The sequence below is a fragment of the Natrinema sp. 74 genome (genome assembly GCF_046097095.1).
In the GTDB taxonomy this organism is placed as follows: Archaea; Halobacteriota; Halobacteria; order Halobacteriales; family Natrialbaceae; genus Natrinema.
In genome coordinates this window covers 2,538,790-2,560,497 of sequence record NZ_CP175698.1, presented here as the reverse complement: position 1 = coordinate 2,560,497, position 21,708 = coordinate 2,538,790, and the positions used below count along the sequence as shown (strand labels likewise).

Here is a 21,708-nt window from a genome sequence, read left to right as displayed (position 1 = left end):
ACAGTACACACGTGAGTTCCGACACCCGAATCCTCGGCATCGAAGGCACCGCCTGGGCGGCCAGCGCGGCGGTTTTCGACGCCGACACCGACGACGTATTCATCGAGAGCGACGCGTATCAGCCCGAGAGCGGCGGCATCCACCCCCGCGAGGCGGCCGAACACATGCACGACGCGATTCCCCGCGTCGTCGAGCGAGCCCTCGAGCACGCCCGCGAGACCCACGACGGGCCGGCGACCGAGCCGCCGGTCGACGCTATCGCCTTCTCCCGCGGCCCCGGCCTCGGCCCTTGCCTGCGCGTCGTCGGGACCGCCGCTCGAGCGCTGAGCCAGACGCTTTCGGTGCCGTTGATCGGCGTCAACCACATGGTCGCCCACCTCGAGATCGGACGGCACACCTCGGGATTCGACTCCCCGGTCTGTCTCAACGCGAGCGGAGCGAACGCCCATCTGCTGGCCTACCGCGACGGGCGCTACCGCGTCCTCGGGGAGACGATGGACACCGGGGTCGGCAACGCGATCGACAAGTTCACCCGCCACGTCGGTTGGTCCCATCCCGGCGGGCCGAAGGTCGAGGCGGCGGCCGAGGACGGCGAGTACGTCGACCTCCCCTACGTCGTCAAGGGAATGGACTTCTCCTTTTCGGGCATCATGAGCGCTGCTAAACAGCGCCACGACGACGGAGTCCCGGTCGAGGACGTCTGTTTCTCCCTGCAGGAAACGATCTTCGGGATGCTGACCGAAGTCTCCGAGCGCGCCCTCTCGCTGACCGGCAGCGACGAACTCGTCCTCGGCGGCGGCGTCGGCCAGAACGCTCGCCTGCGCGAGATGCTCGAGGACATGTGCGACCAGCGCGGGGCCGACTTTCACGCGCCCGAACCCCGATTCCTGCGGGACAACGCCGGAATGATCGCGGTGTTGGGCGCGAAGATGTACGACGCCGGCGATACGCTCGAACTCGAGGAGTCACGCGTCGATCCTGACTTCCGGCCTGATCAGGTCCCCGTTACGTGGCGTACGCGGTCCGAACGAAGCGTACGCCTCGGAACCGCGAGCGGTGACGAACGGAACCGCGAGCACGCCGACGAACCCGAACCCGCGGCCGGCCGCGGTGGAGAGACGGCGGCCGAAACGCGCGTGCTAGGTGCCGAAGCCCGCGTCGACCTCGAGCCTGATACGGGCCGCGTCACGAAACGGCGCGAAGCCAAGCGCTACCGCCACCCCGATCTCGACGACCGGCTCCGCCGCGAGCGGACGACCCTTGAGGCCCGCCTCACAAGCCTGGCCCGCCGCGAGGGCGTCCCGACGCCGGTCCTCGCGGACGTCGATCTGAACGAGGCGCGACTCGAACTCGAGTACGTCGGCGAGCGCGACCTGCGAGACGGGCTGACCGCCGAACGGGTTCGCGACGTGGGTCGACACCTCGCGCGCCTTCACCGCGCGGGATTCGTCCACGGAGACCCGACGACGCGAAACGTCAGGGTGGATGGCGACCGAACGTATCTCATCGACTTCGGCCTCGGCTATCACACCGACCACGTCGAGGACTACGCGATGGACCTGCACGTTTTCGACCAGAGCCTCGTCGGCACCGCCGACGAGCCCGCACCGCTCCGCGAGGCGGTCCGCGCGGGCTACCGCGAAATCGGCGCGGAGCGGGTCTTAGAGCGCCTGCTCGAGGTCGAGGGGCGCGGGCGGTACCAGTCGGAGGCGTGACGACCCTCGACCCCGGCGCGCGATGGCTGCCCGGCCGGACTCTCGCAGTCATCGTCGCAGCACACAATTACTTTATCAGGGGAGGACGTATCGCCTGCTATGGCAGACAAGCCGACCTCCGGTGAGATTCTCGGGGTACCGTATAACTTCGAACGACCGAGCATCGGTCGCATGCTCTCGTCGTACTGGCAGCCCGGCGAGGGGATGCTCGTTGAGAAACCGTTCGGCGTCGGCTACACCCTGAACCTCGCTAACTGGCGGTCGTGGATCGTCGTCCTCGTCGCCGGCGGCCTCCTCTGGCAGCAAGAACAGGGGTCGACCGACGGTGACGAAGACCGCGCTGACGAGCCAGTCGAGGTCATCGTCGACGACACGGACGGCTAAACGGCGCTCACTTCGATTTCTCGCAGCTCGAGGCATTCGTCAGCGATCGACGTTTCGGACTCGAGCGTCGACCGTGACGATATCTCGGACTCGAGCGTCGAACGGGTCGGCCGAGTCGGTGCCGTGACAGCCGCCAGACTATTTATATACGTAGACCGGAACGACCGCTCGTGAAGACCGTTCGGCTCACCCTCCGGCACGATGCGGAGACGATCCATCCGATGCATCGGTTCGTCGCCGACAGCGACGCGTTCGACGCCTATCGGCTGGTCCACGGGAACTTCACCGGCGACGGCGACGACAACGCCTTCATCTTTCACGTCGTCGGCGATCCAGACGTCTACGAGGCCGCCCTCGAGGGGACCGGCCGGGTGAGCGACTACGAACTTACGCAGACCGGTGACCGGTCGTTCACCGTCTACGTGCGCGACGTGCCCGAAGATGTCGACGACCGTCTGCTCGAGACCTTCACGCGCGGAAGCCTCGTCGCCCTGCCGCCCCTAGAGTATCGCTCTGACTGGACGGTTCGGTTTTCGGTCGTCGGCGAATCTGACGACCTCCGGCGGGCGCTCGAGGCCGTGCCCGAGGGGGTCGAGACGAGCGTCGACCGCGTCGGCGAGTACGACGGCAGCGACGCCGCGGTGGGGGCGCTGACCGCGCGCCAGCGCGAGGCGCTGCGGGTCGCTCGCAAGTTGGGCTACTTCGACGTCCCGCGGTCGGCGAGCGTCGACGACGTCGCCGCGGAACTCGACTGCGCTCCCGGGACGGCCGCCGAACACCTGCGGAAGGCCGAGTCGGCGGTGATGGAGAGCCTCGACCTGTAGCGCAGGCGGTGGGGTCGTCAGTCGGTATACGACTCGAGCGGCGGCGCGAACGCGTCGATGACGCGACACGGTTCGAGGGCTCGCACGCCGTGGACCGTCCCTGCGGGGACGACGTAGGAATCGCCCGCCTCGACGGTCCGCGAGTACTCGCCGTGGAGTTCGAGCACACCCTCGATGACGAACGTCGCCTGCGTCGCCTCCTCGTGAGCGTGTGGCTCACCTTCCGCACCCGCCTCGAGAGCGTAGTGAACGAGCATCATCTCGTCGGTCGCCGCCAGCACGCGCCGCTGCCCGCCCTCGAGGTCGTCGATTCGACCGGGATCGTCCCATTCGGTAACGTCCATGAGTAGTGTTAAAATTTATATACTATATGGGCTTTCGGTCGCCCGTGACTGGCCGTCCCCTCGAGACCGAACCCGGGCAACCGACGCCTATTTTTCGTCCGCGGACTCCCATCGGACATGGCCATCCGATTCGTCACCGGCAACGCGGGGAAGGTCCGCGAAGCGCGGGAGTACCTCTCCGGAATCGAGCCCGTCGAGCAGGTGGAGTACGACTACACCGAGGTCCAGAGCGACTCGCTTTCCGAGATCGCGGCCCACGGTGCCCGCGAGGCCTTCGAGGAACTGGGACACAACGAGCCGGTCCTGGTCGACGACGCGGGGCTGTTCGTCGACGCGCTCGAGGGGTTTCCGGGCCCGTACTCGGCGTACGTCGAGGACACCGTCGGCGTCGAGCGCCTCTGGCGGCTCGCGGAGACGGACGAAAACCGACGTGCACACTTCCGAACCGCGCTCGCGTACGCGGACGAGGACGGGACGGAGACGTTCGAGGGGTCGGTCGCCGGGACGCTCGTCGCGCCCCGCGGCGAGGGCGGGTTCGGCTACGATCCCATCTTCGAGTACAACGGGCAGACGATGGCCGAGATGAGTACCGAAGAGAAGAACGCGATCTCCCACCGGGGACGGGCGCTCGAGCGGTTCGCGGAGTGGTACGCCGAGCGCGGCGAGTAGGTGGCGGCGGCGAACCGCGAGCGGTCTGTGCAGATCATCCCGAGAGGTCCCGTCGCTCGAAGTATTCGCTGCTGACGACGACGAGGACGACGACGGCAACGAGGAGGACGGCGAGGTCGGCCCACGCGATCTCGCCGTCGACGAGGATCGCGCCAGGGTCGAAGTATCGGGAGACGGCGACATCGCCGAGCCACTCGTAGTCGGTGTCGAACGTGAACGTGTCCAACAGGAACAGCCCGAAGACAGCACCGGCTCCGGCGGTCTGTGCGCGCCGAACGGAGTCGAATGCGACCGAGGCCAGCAGTCCGACGCCGGCGCAGGCAAGCAGGTAGGCGATCGAGTACGCGTGGACCGCGAAGAGATCGGTCGTGTCGATCGACTCGTCGACGAACGTGACGCCGAGGGAGACGCCGAGGAAGGTGATCGCGTTGACGAGGACGACTCCCGGAACGAGCGACAGGAACTTGCCGACGACGAGCCGCGTCCGCGTCACCGGCAGTGACAGCGTCAGCCCGACCGTTCCGCGTTCGACTTCCCCGGCGACCGTCGAGGCAGCCGCGTAGGCGTAGTAGATCGCGAGCAGCAACACCCAGCCGAACTGGTAGAGCTGCGAGACTAGGTAGCCCTCGATCGTCGTCAGCGTGGTCACGTTACCGACGAACGCCCGCGTCGCCTCCGGCGGCAGCGACTCGAGGTAGGCGTCGAGATCCGCGCCCGTCTCCTGAATCGACGGAAAGAGCCCGACGGTGAGCGCGATCAGCGCGAGTAGCGCGCCCGAAAGCAGCAGTGAGCCCCGCAGCCGCCGGCCGGCCTCGAACGACGTAATCTCGAGCATGGAGTCCCGTCGCTGTCGTCCGACGGGGGCTCGCGACTTATAGGTCGATCTCGGTCCAGAGAGACCGTTCGGGGTAACTACCAGTTGTCCCGGCAACGGCCCGATAAGCCGGCGATTTGGGGGCGGAACGAGTCCAGTACTTTATGCCGTTCTCGCCCGTCTCGGCGGTGACATGACGGGGCAGGCGGGCGGCTCGAGTCCGAAGCGGCCGCGTCGCGCCGTCATCGCCGGCTGCTGTGTGCTCGTCGCGCTGTCGATGGTCGGCAGCGCCACGGCGGTTTCCACCATCGTCGACCCTCCGGGCGCGGCGCTGCAGAATGATCCGTTCGGAAACGAGAGCGGCGTCCGGAATTCAACCGCTGGCGAGAGCGCCGGCCAGCGCGCCCCGTCTAACGAGTCGCCGCTCGAAGCCGACGCCGGGCCTCGAGCGCCGACCGGCGGTGAGCCGCCCGCGACTCCGGGTGCGGGCGACATCGCCGCTATACAGCCGATCAGACAGGCGGCCGAGGCCAACGTCACCGTCGCCGTGGCGGACAATCAGTCCGTTCGGGCGAGCGACGCCGCGACGGTCGTCCTCGAAGTGACGAACGACGGCGATCGGCAGGCGACGGATATCGTCGTGACGCTGCGCACACCGGCCGGTGCGCTGTCGTTCGGATCGGCCTCGCCACGGGCGACCCAGTCGATCTATCTCAAGGATATCTGGCCCGGCGACACTGAGTCCGTCGACGTCGACGTCGCCGCGGCAGCGGTCGAGCCGGGACGGTATCCGCTGTACGCGAGCGTCCAGTACGCGGTCGACGAGGACGATGAGACCGACGATGACGTGAACGTGACCGACGGCGACGGCGTGACCGGCGGTGAAGACGACGAGTTCGACGACGATGACGACGATGACGACGAAACCGTCGTGACCGGCGGTCCGACCGCGCTCGGGATTCCGGTCACGGACTCCCGTTCCCTCGATGTCGAACCCGTCACCGGCGAGATTCCCGTCGACGGAACGGGAGTCTACGCGGTGCAGGTCACGAACGACGACGCCGAGCCGGTCACGGGCGTCGTCGCCGCGTTGAACGTCAGCCCGCCGCTATCGACCGAGTCGCCGACGGCGTACGTCGGGACGCTCGAGGCCGGCGAGTCGGAAACGGTCCACTTTCCCCTCGAGTCGTCGACGGACGCAATCGAGACGACCGCCAGCGCCGTGATCGCGCTTTCCTACGACACCGGCACCGGCCGACGGACGACCGCAGATCCGATTCCGGTCCCGGTCTCGATCGTCGAGTCCGACGAGGAGGCCGACGTCGACGCCGTCGCACCCTTCGCGGCCGTCGCGGTGGTTCTCATCCTCGCGGCGGTCTGGTGGCTCCGCCGGCGCTGACCCGGGTCGGTGGGCGCTTGCGAATCTCGGTCAGGTCTCGTCTCCGCCGGCCGACGCGGACGCGCCGTCTTCGGCGTCGCTATCGCCGTAGAAGTGCATGAACACGTCCTCGATGGACGCCTCGCGGACCTCCAGATCGAGCACCGTATACTCCCGAAGGTGGTCGATCAGCGCGTCGAACTCCCGTGCGAGGACGAGTCGGTAGCGCCCGTCTCGGCGCTCGACGTGCGCGGTCCCTGGGAACTCGAGCGCCGACGGCGGCGGCTCCTCGGCCAGCCGCACGGTGACGATCGTCCCGCCCTCGGCGAGGATGTTCTCGACCGTGTCGAGTTCGATCAGTCGGCCGTTCCTGATGATTCCGACGCGGTCGCAGACGCGGCGCACCTCGCTTAGGACGTGCGAGGAGAAGAAGTTCGTCCGCCCCCGCGCCCGCCGCTCCTCGAGCAGTTCGTAGAACTCGTTTTGGACGAGCGGGTCCAGCCCCGAAGTCGGCTCGTCCATGATCGCCAGGTCGGGATCGTGCATGAACGTCGCGACGATGGCCAGCTTCTGTCTGTTCCCGCTCGAGTAGGTCTTTACGTTCCGCTCGAGGGGCGCGGGAAACCGCTCGACGAGTTCCGCGCGGCGCTCGTCGCCCCGCAGTCGGCCGACGTAGTCGAGGATCGCCGCGCCGGTGACGCGATCGTAGAAGGTGACGTCGCTCGGCAGGTAGCCGAGGTGGCGTTTCAGTTCGCGCAGTTCCTCCCGATCGGTGACGTCGCGGCCCAGCAGGCTGGCCTCGCCGTCGGTCGGTTTCAACAGTCCGAGCAGGACGCGGATCGCCGTCGACTTGCCCGCGCCGTTCGGGCCGAGGAACCCGAAGATTTCCCCGCGCTCGACGGCGAACGTGAGGTCCTCGACGCCCCGGACGTCCCCGTAGTACTTCGTCAGGCCGTCGACCGCGACGGGGTGTGCTTCAGCGCCGTTCACGGCCGGAACGACGACGGCTCGAGCCGTATACCTGTCAGGGGCTGCTCTCGGCGCGGCGGATGTCGGCCCGTCTTCGCTCCGTCGAGAGCCGACCGAGCGCCGGAAGCGGTTCGTTTCGGTGAACGTACCCCTCGTGACTTTGCTGCTCGGCGTCGTCCGAGATGTATGCGATGGAGACGGCGACTGCTGCTCGGCGTCGGCGGCCTGTTAGCGGCGTGGATCGGCTGGGGCGTCTACGTCAATCGGACGACAGAACGCGTCCCCTCGGAGCCGCTCGAGCGGTTCGACGGAGTCGAGATCCGGCGGTATCCGCAACTCGTCCTCGTCGAGACGACGGCCGACGACGGACGGACGGCGTTTCAGCGGCTCTTTCGGTACCTCTCCGGTTCGAACGCGCGCAGCGAGGCCATCGCGATGACCGCACCGGTGGCGACACGCGGCGAGTCGATCTCGATGACGGCACCCGTCCGGACGGGGGCCGACGAGGGCGGCGTGACGATGGCGTTTCACCTCCCGTCGACGTACTCGCCCGCGACCGCGCCGACGCCGACCGATCCCGCGGTGCAACTCGTCGTCGAACCGCCGAAAACGGTCGCGGTGCGGCGGTTCTCGTGGTACGCGACGGACGACCGCGTCGCCCGGCAGCGCGACCGCCTGCTCGAGACCCTCTCGAGGGAAGCGATCGAGCCGAGCGGCAGCCCGGTGCTGTTGCAGTACAACGATCCGTGGACGCCGCCGTTCCTGCGAACCAACGAGGTGGAAGTCGCCATCGAGACGCCCGAAGACCGCCTCTGGGGCGGCCGGCGGCGGACCGCTGTGGAGTAGCTACCCGGCCGATCGGTCGGCAGCCGGGATCGGCGACGCCTACTCGTCGCTTGGCTTTTCCTCCCGGATGATCGTCACCGACGCGGGCGACCGCTTGGCGACGCGCTCGGCGACGCTGCCGAGCAAGAACCGCGAGAGGCCACGGCGGCCGTGACTGCCGAGGACGATGTGGTCGATGTCGTGCTCCTCGGCGTGGTTGACGATCGTTTCGGTCACCGTTCCGACCTCAGTCGCCGTCTCGATCGTCACGTCGTACTCCCGGGCGATCTCTTCGGCCTCCTCGAGTAGCGCGTTAGCGGACTCCTGTGACCGCTCGAACGCATCCTCGGAGTAGAGGAATCCGTCGATGCCGTCCGCGGCGGACCACTCCCGTGGATCGTTGACGTGGAGGACGTGGAACGCCGCATCGTCGTACGTCGAGAGCGCGTGGCGGAGTGCGGCGGTCGCCTGTGGCGATTCGTCGAACGCGATGAGGATCCGCTGTGGCATACGCGGTTAATCGGCGACCATGGACAAATGACTAGAGGTCGCTCGAGCCGTCGTCGGTCCTCGAGCCACAGCGAGCGGAGGCGGCCTCGAGTCCCCCTGTGGCTTGAAACCTCGCCGCGGTTTAGGGACCTCGATGAACTCGACCGATTCGGGGTCCGCGACGGGGGACGGGGGCGAAAGCGAGCCGCAGGCGTCCGATCCGCTGGAACTGTTCTTCGACCTTGTGTTCGTGTTCGCGTTCACCCGGGTCACCGCCTTCGTCTCCCACCACCTCACGTGGGCCGGCGTGATCCGCGGGGTCGCGCTGATCGCGGCGCTGTGGTGGGCCTGGGTGACGTACACCTGGTTGATGGATACGATTCCCGCCGAGACCGTGCTGTCCGAGCGGGTCGTGATCCTGGCCGCGACCGCGGTGATCTTCGTCGTCGCACTCGCCGTTCCGAACGCGTTCGGCACGACTGCGACTCTCTTCGGTGGGTCGTACTTCGTCGTTCGCGTACTTCACGTCGCCCTCTCCGTGTACACCACCCGCGGCGAAACGCGAGCGCGCTTCCTACGACTCATGCCCGGCTTTCTCGGTGGCCCAGCACTGCTTCTCGCCGCCGGATTCGCAGACGGCAGTCTCCAGTCGGCGCTGTGGATTGTCGGTCTCGCGATCGATTACGGCGTGTTGTACGTCCGCGGCGTCGCCAAGTTCGAGGTCCGCGTCGAACACTTCGTCGAGCGCTATCGGGATATCATCATCATCGCCTTCGGGGAGTCGGTGCTGGCGATGGGCTTTGGGATCGCCGGCGACGAGCCGACGCTTCCACCTGCCGTTCTCGCCGCCGCAGTGCTGGGTATCGTCCTGGTGATGGCGCTGTCGTGGCTCTACTTCGACTACGTCTCCGTCGCCGCGGAGGAACGATTCGCCGCCGCCGGGGCCTACGAGCGTGGCGTCCTCGCTCGCAACTCCTACGCCTACCTGCACCTGCCGATCATCACTGGCATCCTCTTCGTCGCGTTCGGCCTCGAGGTGACGGTCGTCCACGTCTCGGCCCCGCTCGAGACGATCCCCGCCGTCGGCCTCTACGGCGGGAGTGCGCTCTACCTGGTCGGGCACACCGTCTTCCGGTTGCACGACACCGGGAGTCTCGCCATCGCCCGCCTCGGCACCGCGGCGCTCGCCGTCGCCCTCATCCCCGTAGCGACGGGGATCACCGCTCTCGCCTCGCTGGCCGTTCTTACTGGGCTGCTCGTTGGTCTCGTAATTCTCGAGACGGTGTCGTCCGGACTCCGCCGCGACGTGCTCGAGGACTAACGCTCCCTTCGGACCGATGGCTCGGCGGCGCGACGCACGCGTTCAGGCGGCACTGAATGTCCGGTCGTTCGTGAAAGGACTTGAAGGAGTCGTCAGTGGTACGAGGGGTGCCATGACGGCAGTCAAAGTCATCAAGGTGGTCGGCACCTCGGAAGAATCGTGGGAAGCGGCGGCGAAAGAGGCGGTCGAGCGCGCTAGCCAGTCCGTCGAAGGCGTCCACGGCGTCGAGATCGACCACTGGACGGCGGAGATCGAGGACGACGAGATCGTCGAGTACCGCGCGACGACGGAGATCGCCTTCCCAGTACAGGACTAAGCGGGAGCAGGCGCGCCGGCGCGGCCGTCCTGTCGGCTCCGGTGAGCGCGGCGCTCGCGAAGGCGAGAGCGCGAGCGGCCGGAGACGGACGACCGGCATCCGTCGGGATCGCCGGGCAAAGTAAACCGGGAGCGGCGCGTACGCTCATCTATGCCGTCTGACTCCGCGTCCGACGATCGATTCCCCGCCGAAGCGATCGTCAGATCGATACGGGCCGCCCCGATGCCGGTCGTGAACACGCGCTATCTAGCAGCCGGGTACGGCGTTCCGACCGACGAGCTGGCCGACCGACTCGCCAAACTGGCCGCCGACGGCGTCCTCGAGACGCACGAAATCGAGGGCCGTGGTCGCCTCTGGTGGCTCTCGCTCGAGGCCGACCTCGAACAGTGATCCGCTCACCCCATGACGTTGCTAATCGTCGCTTTCGGCGGCGTCGCTCGCACGGTCCTCGGCGAGGTCCGATTCGGTGACGGTGACGGCCTCGCTGTCGACGCTGACGCCCTCCCAGTCCTGATCGGCGTGGTACCCCTCGCGTTCCTTCGCGCTGGGGGCGACGCGGATGAACTCGGCTCGCTTTCGGGCGGCCGGGATCGTGTGGCCGCCGCAGTAGGAGAGCCCCGACTGGACGCCGGCGCTGAACTCCGCGACGACGTCTGCGACCGGCCCTTTGTACGGCGTCAGCGCCTCGACACCCTCGTCTGCCCGCACGTCGGCCTCCTTGTCGTCGCGCTTCTCGGCGGCGGTCGTGGTCGCCATCCCGCGTGAGCGCTTGTACCGCGTCCCGTCAACCTCGACCACCGCACCCGGCGCTTCCTCGGTGCCGGCAAAGAGGCTGCCGAGCATCACGGTGTCAGCCCCCGCCATCAGCGCCTTCACCGCGTCGCCGGAGGTGCGGATACCGCCGTCGGCACAGATCGTCACGTCGAGGGCCTCGGCCGCCGTCGCGCAGTCGTCGACCGCGGTCAGTTGGGGAACGCCAGCGCCGGCGACCTTCCGGGTCGTACAGTGCGAGCCCGGGCCGATGCCGACCTTCACGCAGTCGGCCCCGGCGGCCGCGAGGTCCTCGACGCCCGAAGGCGTCGCGACGTTGCCGGCGACGAGGTCCGTCTCCGGAAACTCCGCACTGAGCCGCTCGACGGCCTCGAGCGCGCTCTCGAGGTGGCCGTGGGCGACGTCGACTACAAGCGCGTCGATGCCGGCGGCGACCAGCGCGTCACTGCGGGCGACGTAGTCCTCGTTGATTCCGACGGCGGCGGCAACTCGCTCGTCGGCGTCGTTCACCCGTTCGGTCTGTGCGGCCTGCTCCTCGGGCGTGAGAAACCGATGGAGGACGCCGATCCCGCCCGCGCGAGAGAGTTCGATCGCCAACTCGGCCTCGGTGACGGTGTCCATCGCGGCCGAGACCAGCGGCGTCTCGAGGTCGATACTCGGCGTGAACGTCGTCGAGAGGTCCACGTCGCTGCGGCTGTCGACCGGGGATCGGTTCGGGACGAGAAGGACGTCACCGTAGCTCAGTCCGGTGCGGAGTTCGTTCATGACCCCTCACCACTCGGGGCTCCCGTCTGATAAGGTTCTCGGCACCCTCTCACGGTGTGCGAATCCCGCGTGCGGACGCGGCCGCGGTGTCTCGAGACCGACCTACGCTCGCGGGTCCCGATCTGGCCCCGGATACGCGCCGCCCTTGACGGCCTCGTAGAGGCTCTCGGGATCGAATAGCCGAGCGAACGCGTCCGGCGGCCGAATACTGACGGACACGCGGGGCTGGAGCGTGAGCCCCGCTTTCGCCGATCGGAGCCGATCGTTGTAGGACAAGAGGTGCGCCGCCTCACCCTGGTAGGCCGACGCCAGCGCCGGATGGTCACCCTCGGGCTGGTCGACCGCCACGCGCTCGGACTCAAGGCGTTCGCGGTGGTCGGCAGCGAGCTCGGCGTCTGCCAGTTCAGTCACGACCCGTTCGGTCTGTGCGAGCAGCGGGTCGCTGGCGACCAGTTCGACCCAGGAGTGTCGCCGGACGTGGTCCAGCGCCTCGCGGGCGTCGTCGCCGACGAGCAGGTCCGCCGCGAGCACGTCGGCGTCGGCAACGACACGGGCCGGATTCGGTTCCTCGCGCTCAGCCATCGTTTTCCTCCCGGATCGACTCGAGTGCGGCCCGAATCGACTCGCGGTCACCGTCGGACGCCGCCGCGCGGTCGAATAGTTCGTCCCAGGTCGCGGTCATCGGTAGCGGTTGGGCCGCCTGGCTGAAAGGTCGTCCGACTCGAGTCGCCGGCCGCTTAGATCCGCCGTGAGGCGAGCCACGATGCGCCGGCCCCGAGGACGAACGCAACGCCGACGTTGACCGCCAGGCCGACGATGCCGACGGCGACGACGAGCGCGACCGACCGAGCGTCGGAGACGGGCTCGAACGCGGCTGTCGCGAGCGCGAGTGCGACGACGACGAGCAAGACGCCGAGGACGGCCGTCGGGAACGCGGCGAGCAGCGCACCGGTCGCGACGAACGCGAGTGCAAGGTAGCCGAGTCCGAGCAGGACGTTCGCGCCGCCGGTCCGCGCGCCGAAGGCGTACTTGCCGGCGAGACCGCCGCTCCCGTGACACATCGGCACGCCGCCGATCGGGATCGCCGCGAGGCAGGTGACGCCCATGCTCTGTGAGAGCGTGTCCGCGGACACCTCCCGGTCGTAGAGGTCGCCACAGAGCAGGGCGGTCGCGATGGCCGCGTTCCCGACCGTCATGCCCAGTTGGGCGACGACTCCCTCGAGCGCGGCCGCGGAAAACGCCGGCGAACCGGCGGGAAAGAGCGTCGGTTCGGGGATCGCCGGCGTCGGCACCCCGGCCGTCGCGACGGCGGCGACTCCGCCGAGCCCGAGGACGACGAGGACGCTGCCCTGCCGGTAGCCGACGGCGGCCAGCAGGCCGACGACCGCGAGGCCGGCCGCCGCCACGGGCGGGTTCCCGACCGAGAGGCCGACGGCCGCCTCGAGCAAGAGCAAGGCGACTGCGAGTTGGACGCCGCGGACGACCGGCTCGCCGACCACCTGCTGGAGCCGGCCGACGAGGCCGACGTGGCCGACGACCAGCAACGCGCCGCCGGCGAGCAGCCCGGCCGCGGCGAGTTCGGCGTAGGAGAGCGTGCCGACGATCGCTAGGCCGATCAGCGCCTTCATCGGCTCGACGGAGAGCGGCAGGCCGTAATAAAGCCCCCAGACGATCTGAAAGACGCCGAATCCGACGAGAACGTGGGGCAGCGAGACCGTCGTCGTCGCGGCCAGCGCGACCAGCAGCGGCAAGACCGTAACCGAATCGCCTAGCGCACCCGTTAGTTCGCTCGCGGAGAACTCGAGCGCCGCATCGGGCCGCGATCGGAACGAGTACGCCATCTACCCCCGTTAATTCGAGGATCGACTTCACTCTTGTCGGTAACTGCTGACGATTGTCTGTTGGATCTGTTGAAACCAGATTGAGTTACGCTCGAGCGGCTGCGGGCGGTTCGATCGCCTGCCATCGAGCGTTGGCTCGCGGCCGCAACGGGTCGTCGAACCGCGACGTTACAGGGACGCAGCGTCGCCGTCGTCGGTCGTCTCCGGGGTCGGATCGCCGGTCGATACCGCGCGGTCGACACCGTCGCCCAGTCGCGTCTCGGCGACGCCGTCGAGTGACGCGTCCGTCCGCTCGCTCGCCGCGGACCGTTCTCGGATCGAGGCGAGAGCCCCCTCGAGTCGATCGAACTCGTCAGTTCGGTCAGTCACGAAGGAGACATCGCGGTCGCCGTCGGCGAGCCGCACCGCGCGGTCGCTCACCTCGGCGAGCCCGTCGCGAAGGTTGTCGCGCTGTCGGATCGCGGTGCGGGTCTCGGACAACGCCGCGATCACCGCGGCGGTGCTTCCGGTGGCGACGACGCCGATGACGCCGACGCTGAGAGCCGCCGGTGCGCGCTCGCCGAGCGCGAGCGCGGCGGCGCTGACGACGAGCACGCCCAGACAGACGTTCGCCACGGCGAACCCGAACGGATGGTGCGTCTGGATCGTGTCCGGCAACACCGATCCACCGTCGGTCGTCGTGGACTCAGTCACGGTTCCCACCGCCCCCAACGTCGGCCGCCGACCGACGTTCGCCTCCGCGTCGGCCCCGGCGTTCGATTCCCTCCCGGATCCCCCCAAGGATCGTCGCTTCGCACGTTTCGAAACGCATTGATAAGCACGTGCCACTATACGTCCGTCTCCATTAGTAACTATCCCTAGCCGTTGCGTGTCGAGGCGGCCCGTCGAGCCGACGGTGCACTCGCCAAGTGCGAGAGCGGACCCGCGTCGGCGACGGTCGCACGTCGGACCAGTACGGCTAAGGCGAACGGCCGAAATCGATCGAGCGTGACCGATCTCGGAAAAATCGACCCCGCGGCCTTCGACCGTCACGTCGCGCCGAACCTCGGTGCCGACCGAGACGACGTCGCGATCGGCCCGACTCACGGCGTCGATTTCGGCGTTTTGGACGTCGGCGGCCGGGCGCTCGTGACGGCGACCGATCCGCTCTCGATCCTGCCCGGTCTAGGACTCGAGCGAGCGGCCCAGTTTGCCCTCGATCTCGTGCTCGCCGACGTGGCCGTCAGCGGCGTCGCACCCTCCCACTGCTCGCTGTGTTTTACGCTCCCCGAAGGAATGACCGACGACGCGTTCGCGACGATCCAGTCGACGATCCACGACGAGTGTACCGACCTCGGCGTCGCGGTCGTAACCGGCCACACGGCGCGCTACGGGGATTCATCGTATCCGTGGGTCGGCGCGGCGACCGCGATGGGCGTCGGCGACCACGACGACATCGTCCGCCCCGATGGGGCCCGCCCCGGTGACCGCCTGCTCCTGACGAACGGACCCGCCGTCGAGTCGGTCGGGCTGTTGAGCACCCTCTTCGGCGAGCGGATCGACTGCTCCGACGATGTGATCGACGACGCACAGGATCGTCTCGAGGAGGTCTTCGCCGTTCGGGACGCCCTCACCGCGGCCGCCGCGGGGCCGGTGACGGCGATGCACGACGTGACCGAGGGCGGCCTCGCCGGCGCACTGTCCGAGATGGCCGCCGGCGCGGGCGTTCGGTTCGCGATCGACCGGGGGGCCGTACCGCTGCGTCCCGGCGTCCGCGAGGTGTGTGATGCCCTCGAGATCGACCCCTGGGCGGCGACCAGTTGCGGCTCGCTCGTCATTGCCGTCGATCCCGACGGCGTCGACGACGTGCGCGGGGCGCTCGAGGACCGCGACACGCCGGTCGCAGAGATCGGCCGCGTCGAAGCCGACGGCGACGGGGGATCGGTACTCGTCGACGGCGAGGAACGCGAGCATCCGCGCATCGATCCGTCGTGGGCGGCCTACGCCACGCTGGCGGACGGGACGGGGCCGTGACGACGGCCGCTACTGGCCGGCCGCCTCGACCCACGACGGCCGTTCGACCGTCACTGTCCCGAGTTCGGTGACGGTGACCGACTGCTCGCGCGTGACCGCCGTCCCGTCGGCGCTGCCCTCGAGCGAGAGCGTGGCCTCGAAGACGATCCCGTCCTCGGTGGCGAGCACCGTCCCGCTCGAGGCCGAGAGTTCGCCGTTTGACTCCGGAACCGTGACCGACTCGAGGTCGAACTGTCGAAGCGCTCGGCCGTTTCGCGTGGTCGTCCCGGCCGAGACGTAGGTTCCGATCTCGAGGACGCCGCCGAGACTCACCTGTCTGGAGAGGTGGTCGGGCGTGTGGGTCCGCTCGAACGAGCCGTCCAGCCCTCGCTTCACTGTCGTCTCCCCGTTCCCCCGGTCGGAGTACTGCGAATCGCCGTCGATGTACACTCGCTTCGTCTCGGCGGGCGAATCGAGGACGGACAACTGCCGCTCGTCCGCGAGACTACTCCGTGTCCGCCGCGAGATGTCGACTGCCTCGGTACCCGTCGATGACAGCTCTTCGACGAGTGCGTAACCTCGCTTTGCCAACCCACTTCGAGTCGCCGAGACGAGGGCCGACACGTCTTCGATGCCATCGGCGCTGAGCCCGGTCGCTGTTGTGGCCGATCCGTTCGTTTCCCCACCGGTTCCCGCGTCGTCCGCGTCGGACTGCCCCTGACACCCGGCCAGCGCTGTCGCACTCACTGCTCCGAGCGCCGCCACATAGCGTCGCCTCGTTCGCGATCGGTCGTTCATGCGCCCCCGTTCGTTTCAGAGAAGATAATAGTGTCCATTACAGACATAACGGCCTCGAACGGATCGCTGTACCCTCCCCCGCCAGCGAACCAGCGACTTGCGGGCGGCCGTCCCGGTCGTAATGGGCTGCATGCGCCGATTCACCGCTTCGCTGACCATCATCGCTTAGTATAACCGGAGAATACGCTCTGCCATGCGAACGCCAGCACCCGATAGCCGACCGGTCGCACTGACGATCGCAGGGAGCGACTCCGGCGGCGGTGCCGGGATCCAGGCCGACCTCGCGACGATGGCCGCCCACGGTGTCTTCGGCACGTCGGCGATCACCGCCGTCACCGCCCAGAACACCCGCGGCGTCGAGTCCTCGCACGTCCTCCCGATCGAGGAACTCGAGGCCCAACTCGCGGCCGTCACCGACGACTTCGATATCGGTGCAGCCAAGACCGGAATGCTCGCGACGACCGCGGTCATCGAGACCGTCGCGGACCGCGCTCGCGAGTTCGACTTCCCGCTGGTGGTCGACCCAGTGATGGTCGCGACCACCGGCGATCGGCTGCTCGAGCCAGAGGGCGAGCGCGCCTACGAGGACCTCCTTGGCGAAGCGACCGTCGCGACGCCCAACGCCGACGAGGCCGAGGTGTTGACCAATATCGCCGTCACCGACGAGGAGACGGCCCGCGAGGCCGGCGAGGCCATCCTCGAGATGGGCGTCGACGCCGTGCTCGTCAAGGGCGGCCACGTCCCCGGCGAGCGCGTCCGAGACGTGCTCGTCACCGACGAAACCGTGCGGACGTTCGAGCATCCGCGCGTCGGCACGGACGCCACCCACGGCTCGGGCTGTGCGCTCGCCGCGGCGATCGCGGCCCGGCTCGCGAAGGGCGAGGCGTTAGAGCCCGCGGTCGGCGGCGCGACCGACTTCCTCGCGCGCGCGGTCCGGTACTACTACGACGTGGGCGAGGGCCACGGCGCGGTCAACCACATGACGCCGCTGCGAAACGAGGCCGCGCGCGAGGTGACCGCCGAGGAGGTACAGGCGGTCGTCGACCGGTTCGTCGACGCCGACATCTCGGCGCTCGTTCCGGAAGTCGGGATGAACGTCGTCGGCGCGACGCCCTACGCCGAGTCCGTCGCCGAGACCGCCGCCGTCGAGGGCCGGATCACCCGCACCCTCTCGGGGGTCCACCCGAACCGCGGCGTTCGATTCGGGGCCTCGAGCCACGTCGCCCGCTTTCTCCTCTCGGCGCGGGAGTTCGTCCCCGACCTGCGATTCGCCGTGAACTGCCGGTTCGACGCGGACGTGGAGGCGGCGCTCGAGGCCCTCGAGTGGCCGGTCGCGGAGTACAACCGCGGCGAGCAGCCGACCGAGGTCGGGGAGACCGAGGGCCGCACGATGGGATGGGGTGCTCGCCAGGCCTTCGCGGATCGGGACGAGCCCCCCGTCGCAGTCGTCGACCGCGGCGAGGTCGGCAAGGAGGCGCTCGTCAAACTGGTCGCCTCGGACGCGGAGACCCTCGCCGATCGGACGCTGGCGCTCGAGTCGGAGGTGGCCGAATGAGCGAGCCCGACCTCGACGTCGGCTACATCCTCCCACAGTACGGCACGGATAGCGGAACGGTTCGCGACACCGCACTCGAGGCCGAGTCGCTGGGCTACGACGCGGTCTGGCTCGAGGACCACTTCCAGTCGTGGATCGGTGACCCGCGCCGGGCGACTCAGGAGTGCTGGACGACCCTGAGCGCGGTCGCCGAGGCGACCGACGAGATCCGGCTGGGGACGCTCGTCACCAGTCAGTCCTACCGCCATCCCGCGCTGCTCGCGAAGATGGCAGCCACCGTCGATCGCGTCAGCGACGGTCGGCTCGAACTGGGGCTGGGCGGGGGCTGGTACGCAGACGAGTACGACCGCTTCGGCTACGAGTTCCGGGAGCCCCCCGCGGAGCGGCTCCGCCGGCTCGCCGAGACCGTCGAAATTCTGCAGGGGCTGTGGACCGAGGAAACCTACAGCCACGAGGGCGAGCATCTCGATATCGATCTCGAGGACGCCTTCTGCGAGCCCCAACCGGTACAGGACCCACACCCGCCGATCTGGATCGGCGGCGGTGGCGAGGAGTTTACCCTGCGCTACACCGCCGACCTGGCCGACGGCTGGAACTACGGGACGCTCGAGCCGGAGGGCTTCGCCGGAAAACTCGACGTGCTTCGAGACCACTGCGAGAGTGCGGCGCGGTACGACGAGATTCGGAAGTCGGCCGAACTGTTCGTCTTCGTCGGCGAGACGACCGCAGCGGCCGAGGAGAAACGCGAGCAGTTCACGAGCGAGTTCCTGCCCGGCGAGCCGAGCGAGCCCCGCGAGTTCTTCCTCTCGGGGTACGTCGAGACCGCACCCATCGGAACGCCGGCCGAGGTCCGCGACCGACTCGCCGACTACGCCGACGCCGGCATCGAGGAGATCATGCTCGCGGTCCCGGACGCGGCCGACGACGGCGACGAGAGCCTGTCGCTCCTGGCCGACGAACTGCTCGCCTGATCGGACGAACGCCGCGGACGGCTCGAGGGCCGCCCGAGAGGTGATCCGGGACTCGATACCGATCGCGGACCGACAGTTAGTTTTCGGCGGCTGCAATATCGCGACGTATGGTCGAGAGTCCGTTCGACGCTGCCGATCTCGTCGGTCGGTGGCCGCTGACCGACGGACCGAACCGATTCGCCGGGTAGAAAGGCACTTCACGACGACCCCCCATCCACGAGACGTGAGTGCTGACGCCCCGCGACGCGTCGAGGTCTATCCCGACCGCGAGGTCGTCGTCGAGTTCGACCCCGACCTCACCTTCGAATGCGTCGACGACTGTACGTGGTGTTGCCATCACGGCGTATTGCTCTACGGCGACGACCTCCTCGAGTTAGCCCAGCGAGCGAACCTCGCCGAGACCACGACGGCGTTCCGCGGCGAGAAGTTCGTCACGCGCGAGCAGAAAGACCGCGACGACCACGTCGCCGAGGACGGCTGTGCCTGTGCCTTCCTGCGGGACGACGGTCTCTGTTCACTCCACCTCGAGGAGGACTGGAAACCAACCCGGTGTTCGGTCTTCCCGCTTGGAGTCCGCCTCGAGGACGGTGACCTTCACGTCGATATCCGCGATTCGGCCCACGATCACTGCGAGGGGTTGGACGTCAGCGAGCGCCGCGTGATCGACAACCTCGAGGCGTTTCTGCCGGAACTTCTGTGGGACCTCGAGGACCCCGATTCGGACCGCGAACTCTGAGCGGGTTCGACTGCGATCGGTCGCAAAATCAAGTGATACGCTACCGTGCGTCTCCAATAGTTTAACCGTCTGCCGCTCATAGTTTGATTGTGACAGAAGATTCCGGGCGACGGAACCTCCGTATGCCCAACAACGATGAAGTATTCGCCGTCGTAACCGAACACCTCGGTGGCAACCACGTCCGCCTCCGCTGTGAGGACGGCGAGGAGCGCCTCGGCCGCATCCCAGGTCGCATGAAATACCGCACCTGGATCGAGCAAGACGACATCGTCGTCGCCGAGCCCTGGGACTGGCAGGACGAGAAGGCCACCATCGAGTGGCGCTACACCGGCCAGGACGCCGACCAGCTCCGCCGCGAAGGCCACATCGATTGATTTCTTCGGCTACGGCCTGAGGCGCAGGTTTCTCTCACGAACTCACGCCGACCAGCGCGAGCGCTATGTATCGTCCGCTTGAGTAGCGCCGGAGCGTGAGGTCGAAAAAACGCGTTAACAGAAGTACACCCAGTAGGTGTGGCCGTCCGAGCACGTGACCGTCGTGTAGTCGCCAAACGCCGCGACCGATCGCCGCACTTTCACGTCCGCTCCCTCAGCGGGGAGCGAGACGGTCGCGTTCTCCCCGCAGTGGGGACAGGTTACCGCAGTCGTCGCTACGTCTTGCATCCTCGACCACCGTGAGACGGTACAACATGAGTAATGATAACAGTTAGTAGCAATTCGACCAGCACGTTCTCTCGTGACAAAAACGGCGAGCGGTCGTTACTCTTGGTGAGCGGTACGCGCGTCGACGCGCATCTCGACGTAGCGACGCGCCCACGTCCGGACGTGCGTTCGAAGCGCCTCGAGTACGGCCGCAATGAGTCCGTCCGTCGGGGAGTGATCGACTGCATCGCTGTCGTCTGTGGCGGACTGTTCACCCGGCTTCCGGGGCCCCTCTGGAAAACTCATGTTAGTATGTAGCATAGGGGAGATCATAAACGTTGATACTGAGCCGATTTCGCGAGACGACGATGCGGCCGGTTCGACAGTTGTCGGCCGTTGCCCACCTCAGACCCGATATGAACGGTTACCAAGGCAACGGAAGACGGAAATACTCTTATTCTCTGATTCACAACGCTGGCTCCACGGCTCAATGACACCTTCGTCATCGTCCACCAGTGTCCAGAAGACCTTTCTCAAGTACCAGCACGTCCTCGTGTTCCTCGCACCGCTGGCGTTCGTCGTCGGCGTTTACTTGTTCGCACCGACGGAGTCCGCCACTCCGGGCACCGGTTACTGGCTCGAGTACTGGTGGCTGTTCATTCCCTTCGTTATCGGTGCAACGATCGTCAACACCGTCGGGATCAGCGGGTCCGCGCTGTTCGTTCCGTTCCTCATCTTCATTTTCCCGCTCGTCGCGTACCCCTTAGAGCCCGAGACGCTGGTGAAAATCGGGCTCCTTAGCGAGTCCTTCGGCCTCTCGAGTTCGTCGCTCGCGTTCATCCAACACGGCCTCGTCGACCGTCGGCTGGCGCTGAGCCTCGTCCTCGGGGGGATTCCGTTTGTCGTCACCGGCGCGTTCCTCTCGTTTATGATCCCGGAACCGGTGTTCCACGCGCTGCTTGCAGTTGCGCTCCTGACGGCGGCGTATCTGTTGTTCGAGGCCGATCTCGCACACGAGGAGCCGGACGCGACGGGCGACTCGACGATGGCCGCGGACGGCGGGTTGCCAAACGACGCGGCCAAACCCGGCGTCGCCGGCGTTCGAACCGCCGAGAACGGGACCGTGACCCGCGCCGACCGCAACGGAACGGCTACGAGTACTCGCGAGGCGGTTACCTCGAGCGGTTCGCCAACTACAGCATCGGCGGTGTCTTCCAGGGGCTGGCCGGCTTCGGGATCGGTGAGTTAGGAATCATCTCGATGCTGCGAACGAACGTTCCCGTCCGAATCGCCATCGGCACGAACCACATCGTCGTCGCCTCGACGGCGATTCTCGCGTCGGTCGTCCACGTGTTCGGCGGCGGACTGATTCCCGGCGGCCACGCGATGGACCTGGCCTCGACGCCGTGGAACATGGTTATCTGGACCTGCCCGGCCGCCGCGACCGGCGGCCAGATCGCCCCCTACGTTTCGGCGGCGCTGGACACCGAGACGATCAAGAAGGGGGTCGGCGGCCTGTTCGGTATCATCGCCGTCGCGCTGTTCCTGATGGCTTTCGGCGGGTTCTAAGCGCCGAGAGAGCCCGCGTTC

The 21,708-nt window shown here is 67.7% G+C and carries 25 protein-coding genes and 1 pseudogene; 15 read left to right on the top strand and 11 right to left on the bottom strand.

All coding sequences use genetic code 11. The features are described 5' to 3' along the window. The first annotated feature begins 11 nt into the window (after positions 1–11). From ACJ70B_RS12765 to ACJ70B_RS12755, 3 genes are all read left to right on the top strand, one after another. Positions 12–1,715, top strand: coding sequence for a bifunctional N(6)-L-threonylcarbamoyladenine synthase/serine/threonine protein kinase (locus tag ACJ70B_RS12765; protein WP_408957373.1), 1,704 nt, complete (start codon positions 12–14; stop codon positions 1,713–1,715). Positions 1,716–1,814: 99 nt separating this feature from the next. Beyond that, positions 1,815–2,099 carry a DUF5808 domain-containing protein gene (locus ACJ70B_RS12760; protein WP_408957372.1) on the top strand — a complete coding sequence of 95 codons (285 nt, stop codon included), beginning with the start codon at positions 1,815–1,817 and terminating at the stop codon, positions 2,097–2,099. Between the two features lie 170 nt (positions 2,100–2,269). Continuing rightward, positions 2,270–2,923 carry a helix-turn-helix domain-containing protein gene (locus ACJ70B_RS12755; protein WP_408957371.1) on the top strand — a complete coding sequence of 218 codons (654 nt, stop codon included), beginning with the start codon at positions 2,270–2,272 and terminating at the stop codon, positions 2,921–2,923. Positions 2,924–2,940: 17 nt separating this feature from the next. Here ACJ70B_RS12755 and ACJ70B_RS12750 read toward each other — a convergent pair whose 3' ends face one another. Further along, on the bottom strand, positions 2,941–3,267 hold the full coding sequence (locus tag ACJ70B_RS12750; protein WP_408957370.1) for a cupin domain-containing protein: 327 nt from the start codon (positions 3,265–3,267) through the stop codon (positions 2,941–2,943). Between the two features lie 117 nt (positions 3,268–3,384). Between ACJ70B_RS12750 and ACJ70B_RS12745 the strand changes: the two genes are divergently transcribed. Further along, a complete protein-coding gene (locus ACJ70B_RS12745) occupies positions 3,385–3,936 on the top strand; it encodes an XTP/dITP diphosphatase (RefSeq protein WP_408957369.1) in 552 nt (183 codons plus the stop codon). A 34-nt stretch (positions 3,937–3,970) separates the two neighbouring features. On the opposite strand, the gene ACJ70B_RS12740 is transcribed toward ACJ70B_RS12745, so the two are convergent. After that, positions 3,971–4,771: an ABC transporter permease gene (locus ACJ70B_RS12740; RefSeq protein WP_408957368.1), complete on the bottom strand. Its 801-nt coding sequence runs from the start codon at positions 4,769–4,771 to the stop codon at positions 3,971–3,973. 172 nt (positions 4,772–4,943) lie between these two features. On the opposite strand from ACJ70B_RS12740, the gene ACJ70B_RS12735 reads away from it, so the two are divergent. Next, complete coding sequence (locus tag ACJ70B_RS12735; protein WP_408957367.1) at positions 4,944–6,149, top strand: COG1361 S-layer family protein; 1,206 nt, start codon at positions 4,944–4,946, stop codon at positions 6,147–6,149. 30 nt (positions 6,150–6,179) lie between these two features. Here the strand turns inward: ACJ70B_RS12735 and ACJ70B_RS12730 are convergent, their stop codons facing one another. Further along, positions 6,180–7,118 (bottom strand): ATP-binding cassette domain-containing protein, encoded by a 939-nt coding sequence (locus tag ACJ70B_RS12730; RefSeq protein ID WP_408957366.1) that lies wholly within the window; start codon positions 7,116–7,118, stop codon positions 6,180–6,182. Positions 7,119–7,283: 165 nt separating this feature from the next. Here ACJ70B_RS12730 and ACJ70B_RS12725 point away from each other — a divergent pair, with 165 nt between their 5' ends. Further along, positions 7,284–7,943 carry an SOUL family heme-binding protein gene (locus tag ACJ70B_RS12725; RefSeq protein WP_408957365.1) on the top strand — a complete coding sequence of 220 codons (660 nt, stop codon included), beginning with the start codon at positions 7,284–7,286 and terminating at the stop codon, positions 7,941–7,943. Positions 7,944–7,982: 39 nt separating this feature from the next. On the opposite strand, the gene ACJ70B_RS12720 is transcribed toward ACJ70B_RS12725, so the two are convergent. Then, the gene (locus ACJ70B_RS12720; RefSeq protein WP_408957364.1) at positions 7,983–8,432 is read right to left on the bottom strand and encodes a universal stress protein; all 450 of its coding nucleotides are present in this window, start codon (positions 8,430–8,432) and stop codon (positions 7,983–7,985) included. Between the two features lie 133 nt (positions 8,433–8,565). Between ACJ70B_RS12720 and ACJ70B_RS12715 the strand changes: the two genes are divergently transcribed. The 3 genes from ACJ70B_RS12715 to ACJ70B_RS12705 all read left to right on the top strand — a co-directional run bounded on the left by ACJ70B_RS12715 (position 8,566) and on the right by ACJ70B_RS12705 (position 10,438). Then, complete coding sequence (locus ACJ70B_RS12715; protein ID WP_408957363.1) at positions 8,566–9,732, top strand: low temperature requirement protein A; 1,167 nt, start codon at positions 8,566–8,568, stop codon at positions 9,730–9,732. A gap of 112 nt (positions 9,733–9,844) precedes the next feature. Further along, the gene (locus ACJ70B_RS12710; RefSeq protein ID WP_408957362.1) at positions 9,845–10,048 is read left to right on the top strand and encodes a dodecin family protein; all 204 of its coding nucleotides are present in this window, start codon (positions 9,845–9,847) and stop codon (positions 10,046–10,048) included. A 150-nt stretch (positions 10,049–10,198) separates the two neighbouring features. Then, a complete protein-coding gene (locus ACJ70B_RS12705; protein ID WP_408957361.1) occupies positions 10,199–10,438 on the top strand; it encodes a hypothetical protein in 240 nt (79 codons plus the stop codon). A gap of 21 nt (positions 10,439–10,459) precedes the next feature. On the opposite strand, the gene ACJ70B_RS12700 is transcribed toward ACJ70B_RS12705, so the two are convergent. The 4 genes from ACJ70B_RS12700 to ACJ70B_RS12685 all read right to left on the bottom strand — a co-directional run bounded on the left by ACJ70B_RS12700 (position 10,460) and on the right by ACJ70B_RS12685 (position 14,118). Beyond that, on the bottom strand, positions 10,460–11,584 hold the full coding sequence (locus tag ACJ70B_RS12700; RefSeq protein WP_408957360.1) for a guanosine monophosphate reductase: 1,125 nt from the start codon (positions 11,582–11,584) through the stop codon (positions 10,460–10,462). A gap of 102 nt (positions 11,585–11,686) precedes the next feature. Continuing rightward, entirely contained in the window at positions 11,687–12,166 is a 480-nt protein-coding gene (locus ACJ70B_RS12695) for a hypothetical protein (protein ID WP_408957359.1), read from the bottom strand. Between the two features lie 155 nt (positions 12,167–12,321). Then, positions 12,322–13,425: a putative sulfate/molybdate transporter gene (locus tag ACJ70B_RS12690; protein ID WP_408957358.1), complete on the bottom strand. Its 1,104-nt coding sequence runs from the start codon at positions 13,423–13,425 to the stop codon at positions 12,322–12,324. A gap of 168 nt (positions 13,426–13,593) precedes the next feature. Continuing rightward, positions 13,594–14,118 carry a hypothetical protein gene (locus tag ACJ70B_RS12685; protein WP_408957357.1) on the bottom strand — a complete coding sequence of 175 codons (525 nt, stop codon included), beginning with the start codon at positions 14,116–14,118 and terminating at the stop codon, positions 13,594–13,596. Positions 14,119–14,412: 294 nt separating this feature from the next. On the opposite strand from ACJ70B_RS12685, the gene ACJ70B_RS12680 reads away from it, so the two are divergent. Continuing rightward, a complete protein-coding gene (locus ACJ70B_RS12680) occupies positions 14,413–15,438 on the top strand; it encodes an AIR synthase family protein (RefSeq protein ID WP_408957356.1) in 1,026 nt (341 codons plus the stop codon). A gap of 9 nt (positions 15,439–15,447) precedes the next feature. Here ACJ70B_RS12680 and ACJ70B_RS12675 read toward each other — a convergent pair whose 3' ends face one another. Continuing rightward, complete coding sequence (locus ACJ70B_RS12675; RefSeq protein WP_408957355.1) at positions 15,448–16,215, bottom strand: hypothetical protein; 768 nt, start codon at positions 16,213–16,215, stop codon at positions 15,448–15,450. 193 nt (positions 16,216–16,408) lie between these two features. Between ACJ70B_RS12675 and thiD the strand changes: the two genes are divergently transcribed. The 4 genes from thiD (at position 16,409) to ACJ70B_RS12655 (ending at position 19,851) form a co-directional block, all read left to right on the top strand. Continuing rightward, entirely contained in the window at positions 16,409–17,770 is a 1,362-nt protein-coding gene (gene thiD / locus ACJ70B_RS12670) for a bifunctional hydroxymethylpyrimidine kinase/phosphomethylpyrimidine kinase (protein WP_408957354.1), read from the top strand. Continuing rightward, positions 17,767–18,741 carry an LLM class flavin-dependent oxidoreductase gene (locus ACJ70B_RS12665; RefSeq protein ID WP_408957353.1) on the top strand — a complete coding sequence of 325 codons (975 nt, stop codon included), beginning with the start codon at positions 17,767–17,769 and terminating at the stop codon, positions 18,739–18,741. Before thiD ends, ACJ70B_RS12665 begins: the two co-directional genes overlap by 4 nt. Before the next feature lie 223 nt (positions 18,742–18,964). Beyond that, a complete protein-coding gene (locus tag ACJ70B_RS12660) occupies positions 18,965–19,477 on the top strand; it encodes a hypothetical protein (protein ID WP_408957352.1) in 513 nt (170 codons plus the stop codon). An 89-nt stretch (positions 19,478–19,566) separates the two neighbouring features. Then, complete coding sequence (locus ACJ70B_RS12655; RefSeq protein ID WP_408957351.1) at positions 19,567–19,851, top strand: translation initiation factor eIF-1A; 285 nt, start codon at positions 19,567–19,569, stop codon at positions 19,849–19,851. A 114-nt stretch (positions 19,852–19,965) separates the two neighbouring features. Here the strand turns inward: ACJ70B_RS12655 and ACJ70B_RS12650 are convergent, their stop codons facing one another. Further along, on the bottom strand, positions 19,966–20,139 hold the full coding sequence (locus ACJ70B_RS12650) for a hypothetical protein (RefSeq protein ID WP_408957350.1): 174 nt from the start codon (positions 20,137–20,139) through the stop codon (positions 19,966–19,968). A 96-nt stretch (positions 20,140–20,235) separates the two neighbouring features. Beyond that, positions 20,236–20,424, bottom strand: coding sequence for a hypothetical protein (locus ACJ70B_RS12645; RefSeq protein WP_408957349.1), 189 nt, complete (start codon positions 20,422–20,424; stop codon positions 20,236–20,238). A 184-nt stretch (positions 20,425–20,608) separates the two neighbouring features. Here ACJ70B_RS12645 and ACJ70B_RS12640 point away from each other — a divergent pair. Beyond that, positions 20,609–21,687, top strand: a pseudogene (locus tag ACJ70B_RS12640) (TSUP family transporter). Positions 21,688–21,708: the final 21 nt, after the last annotated feature.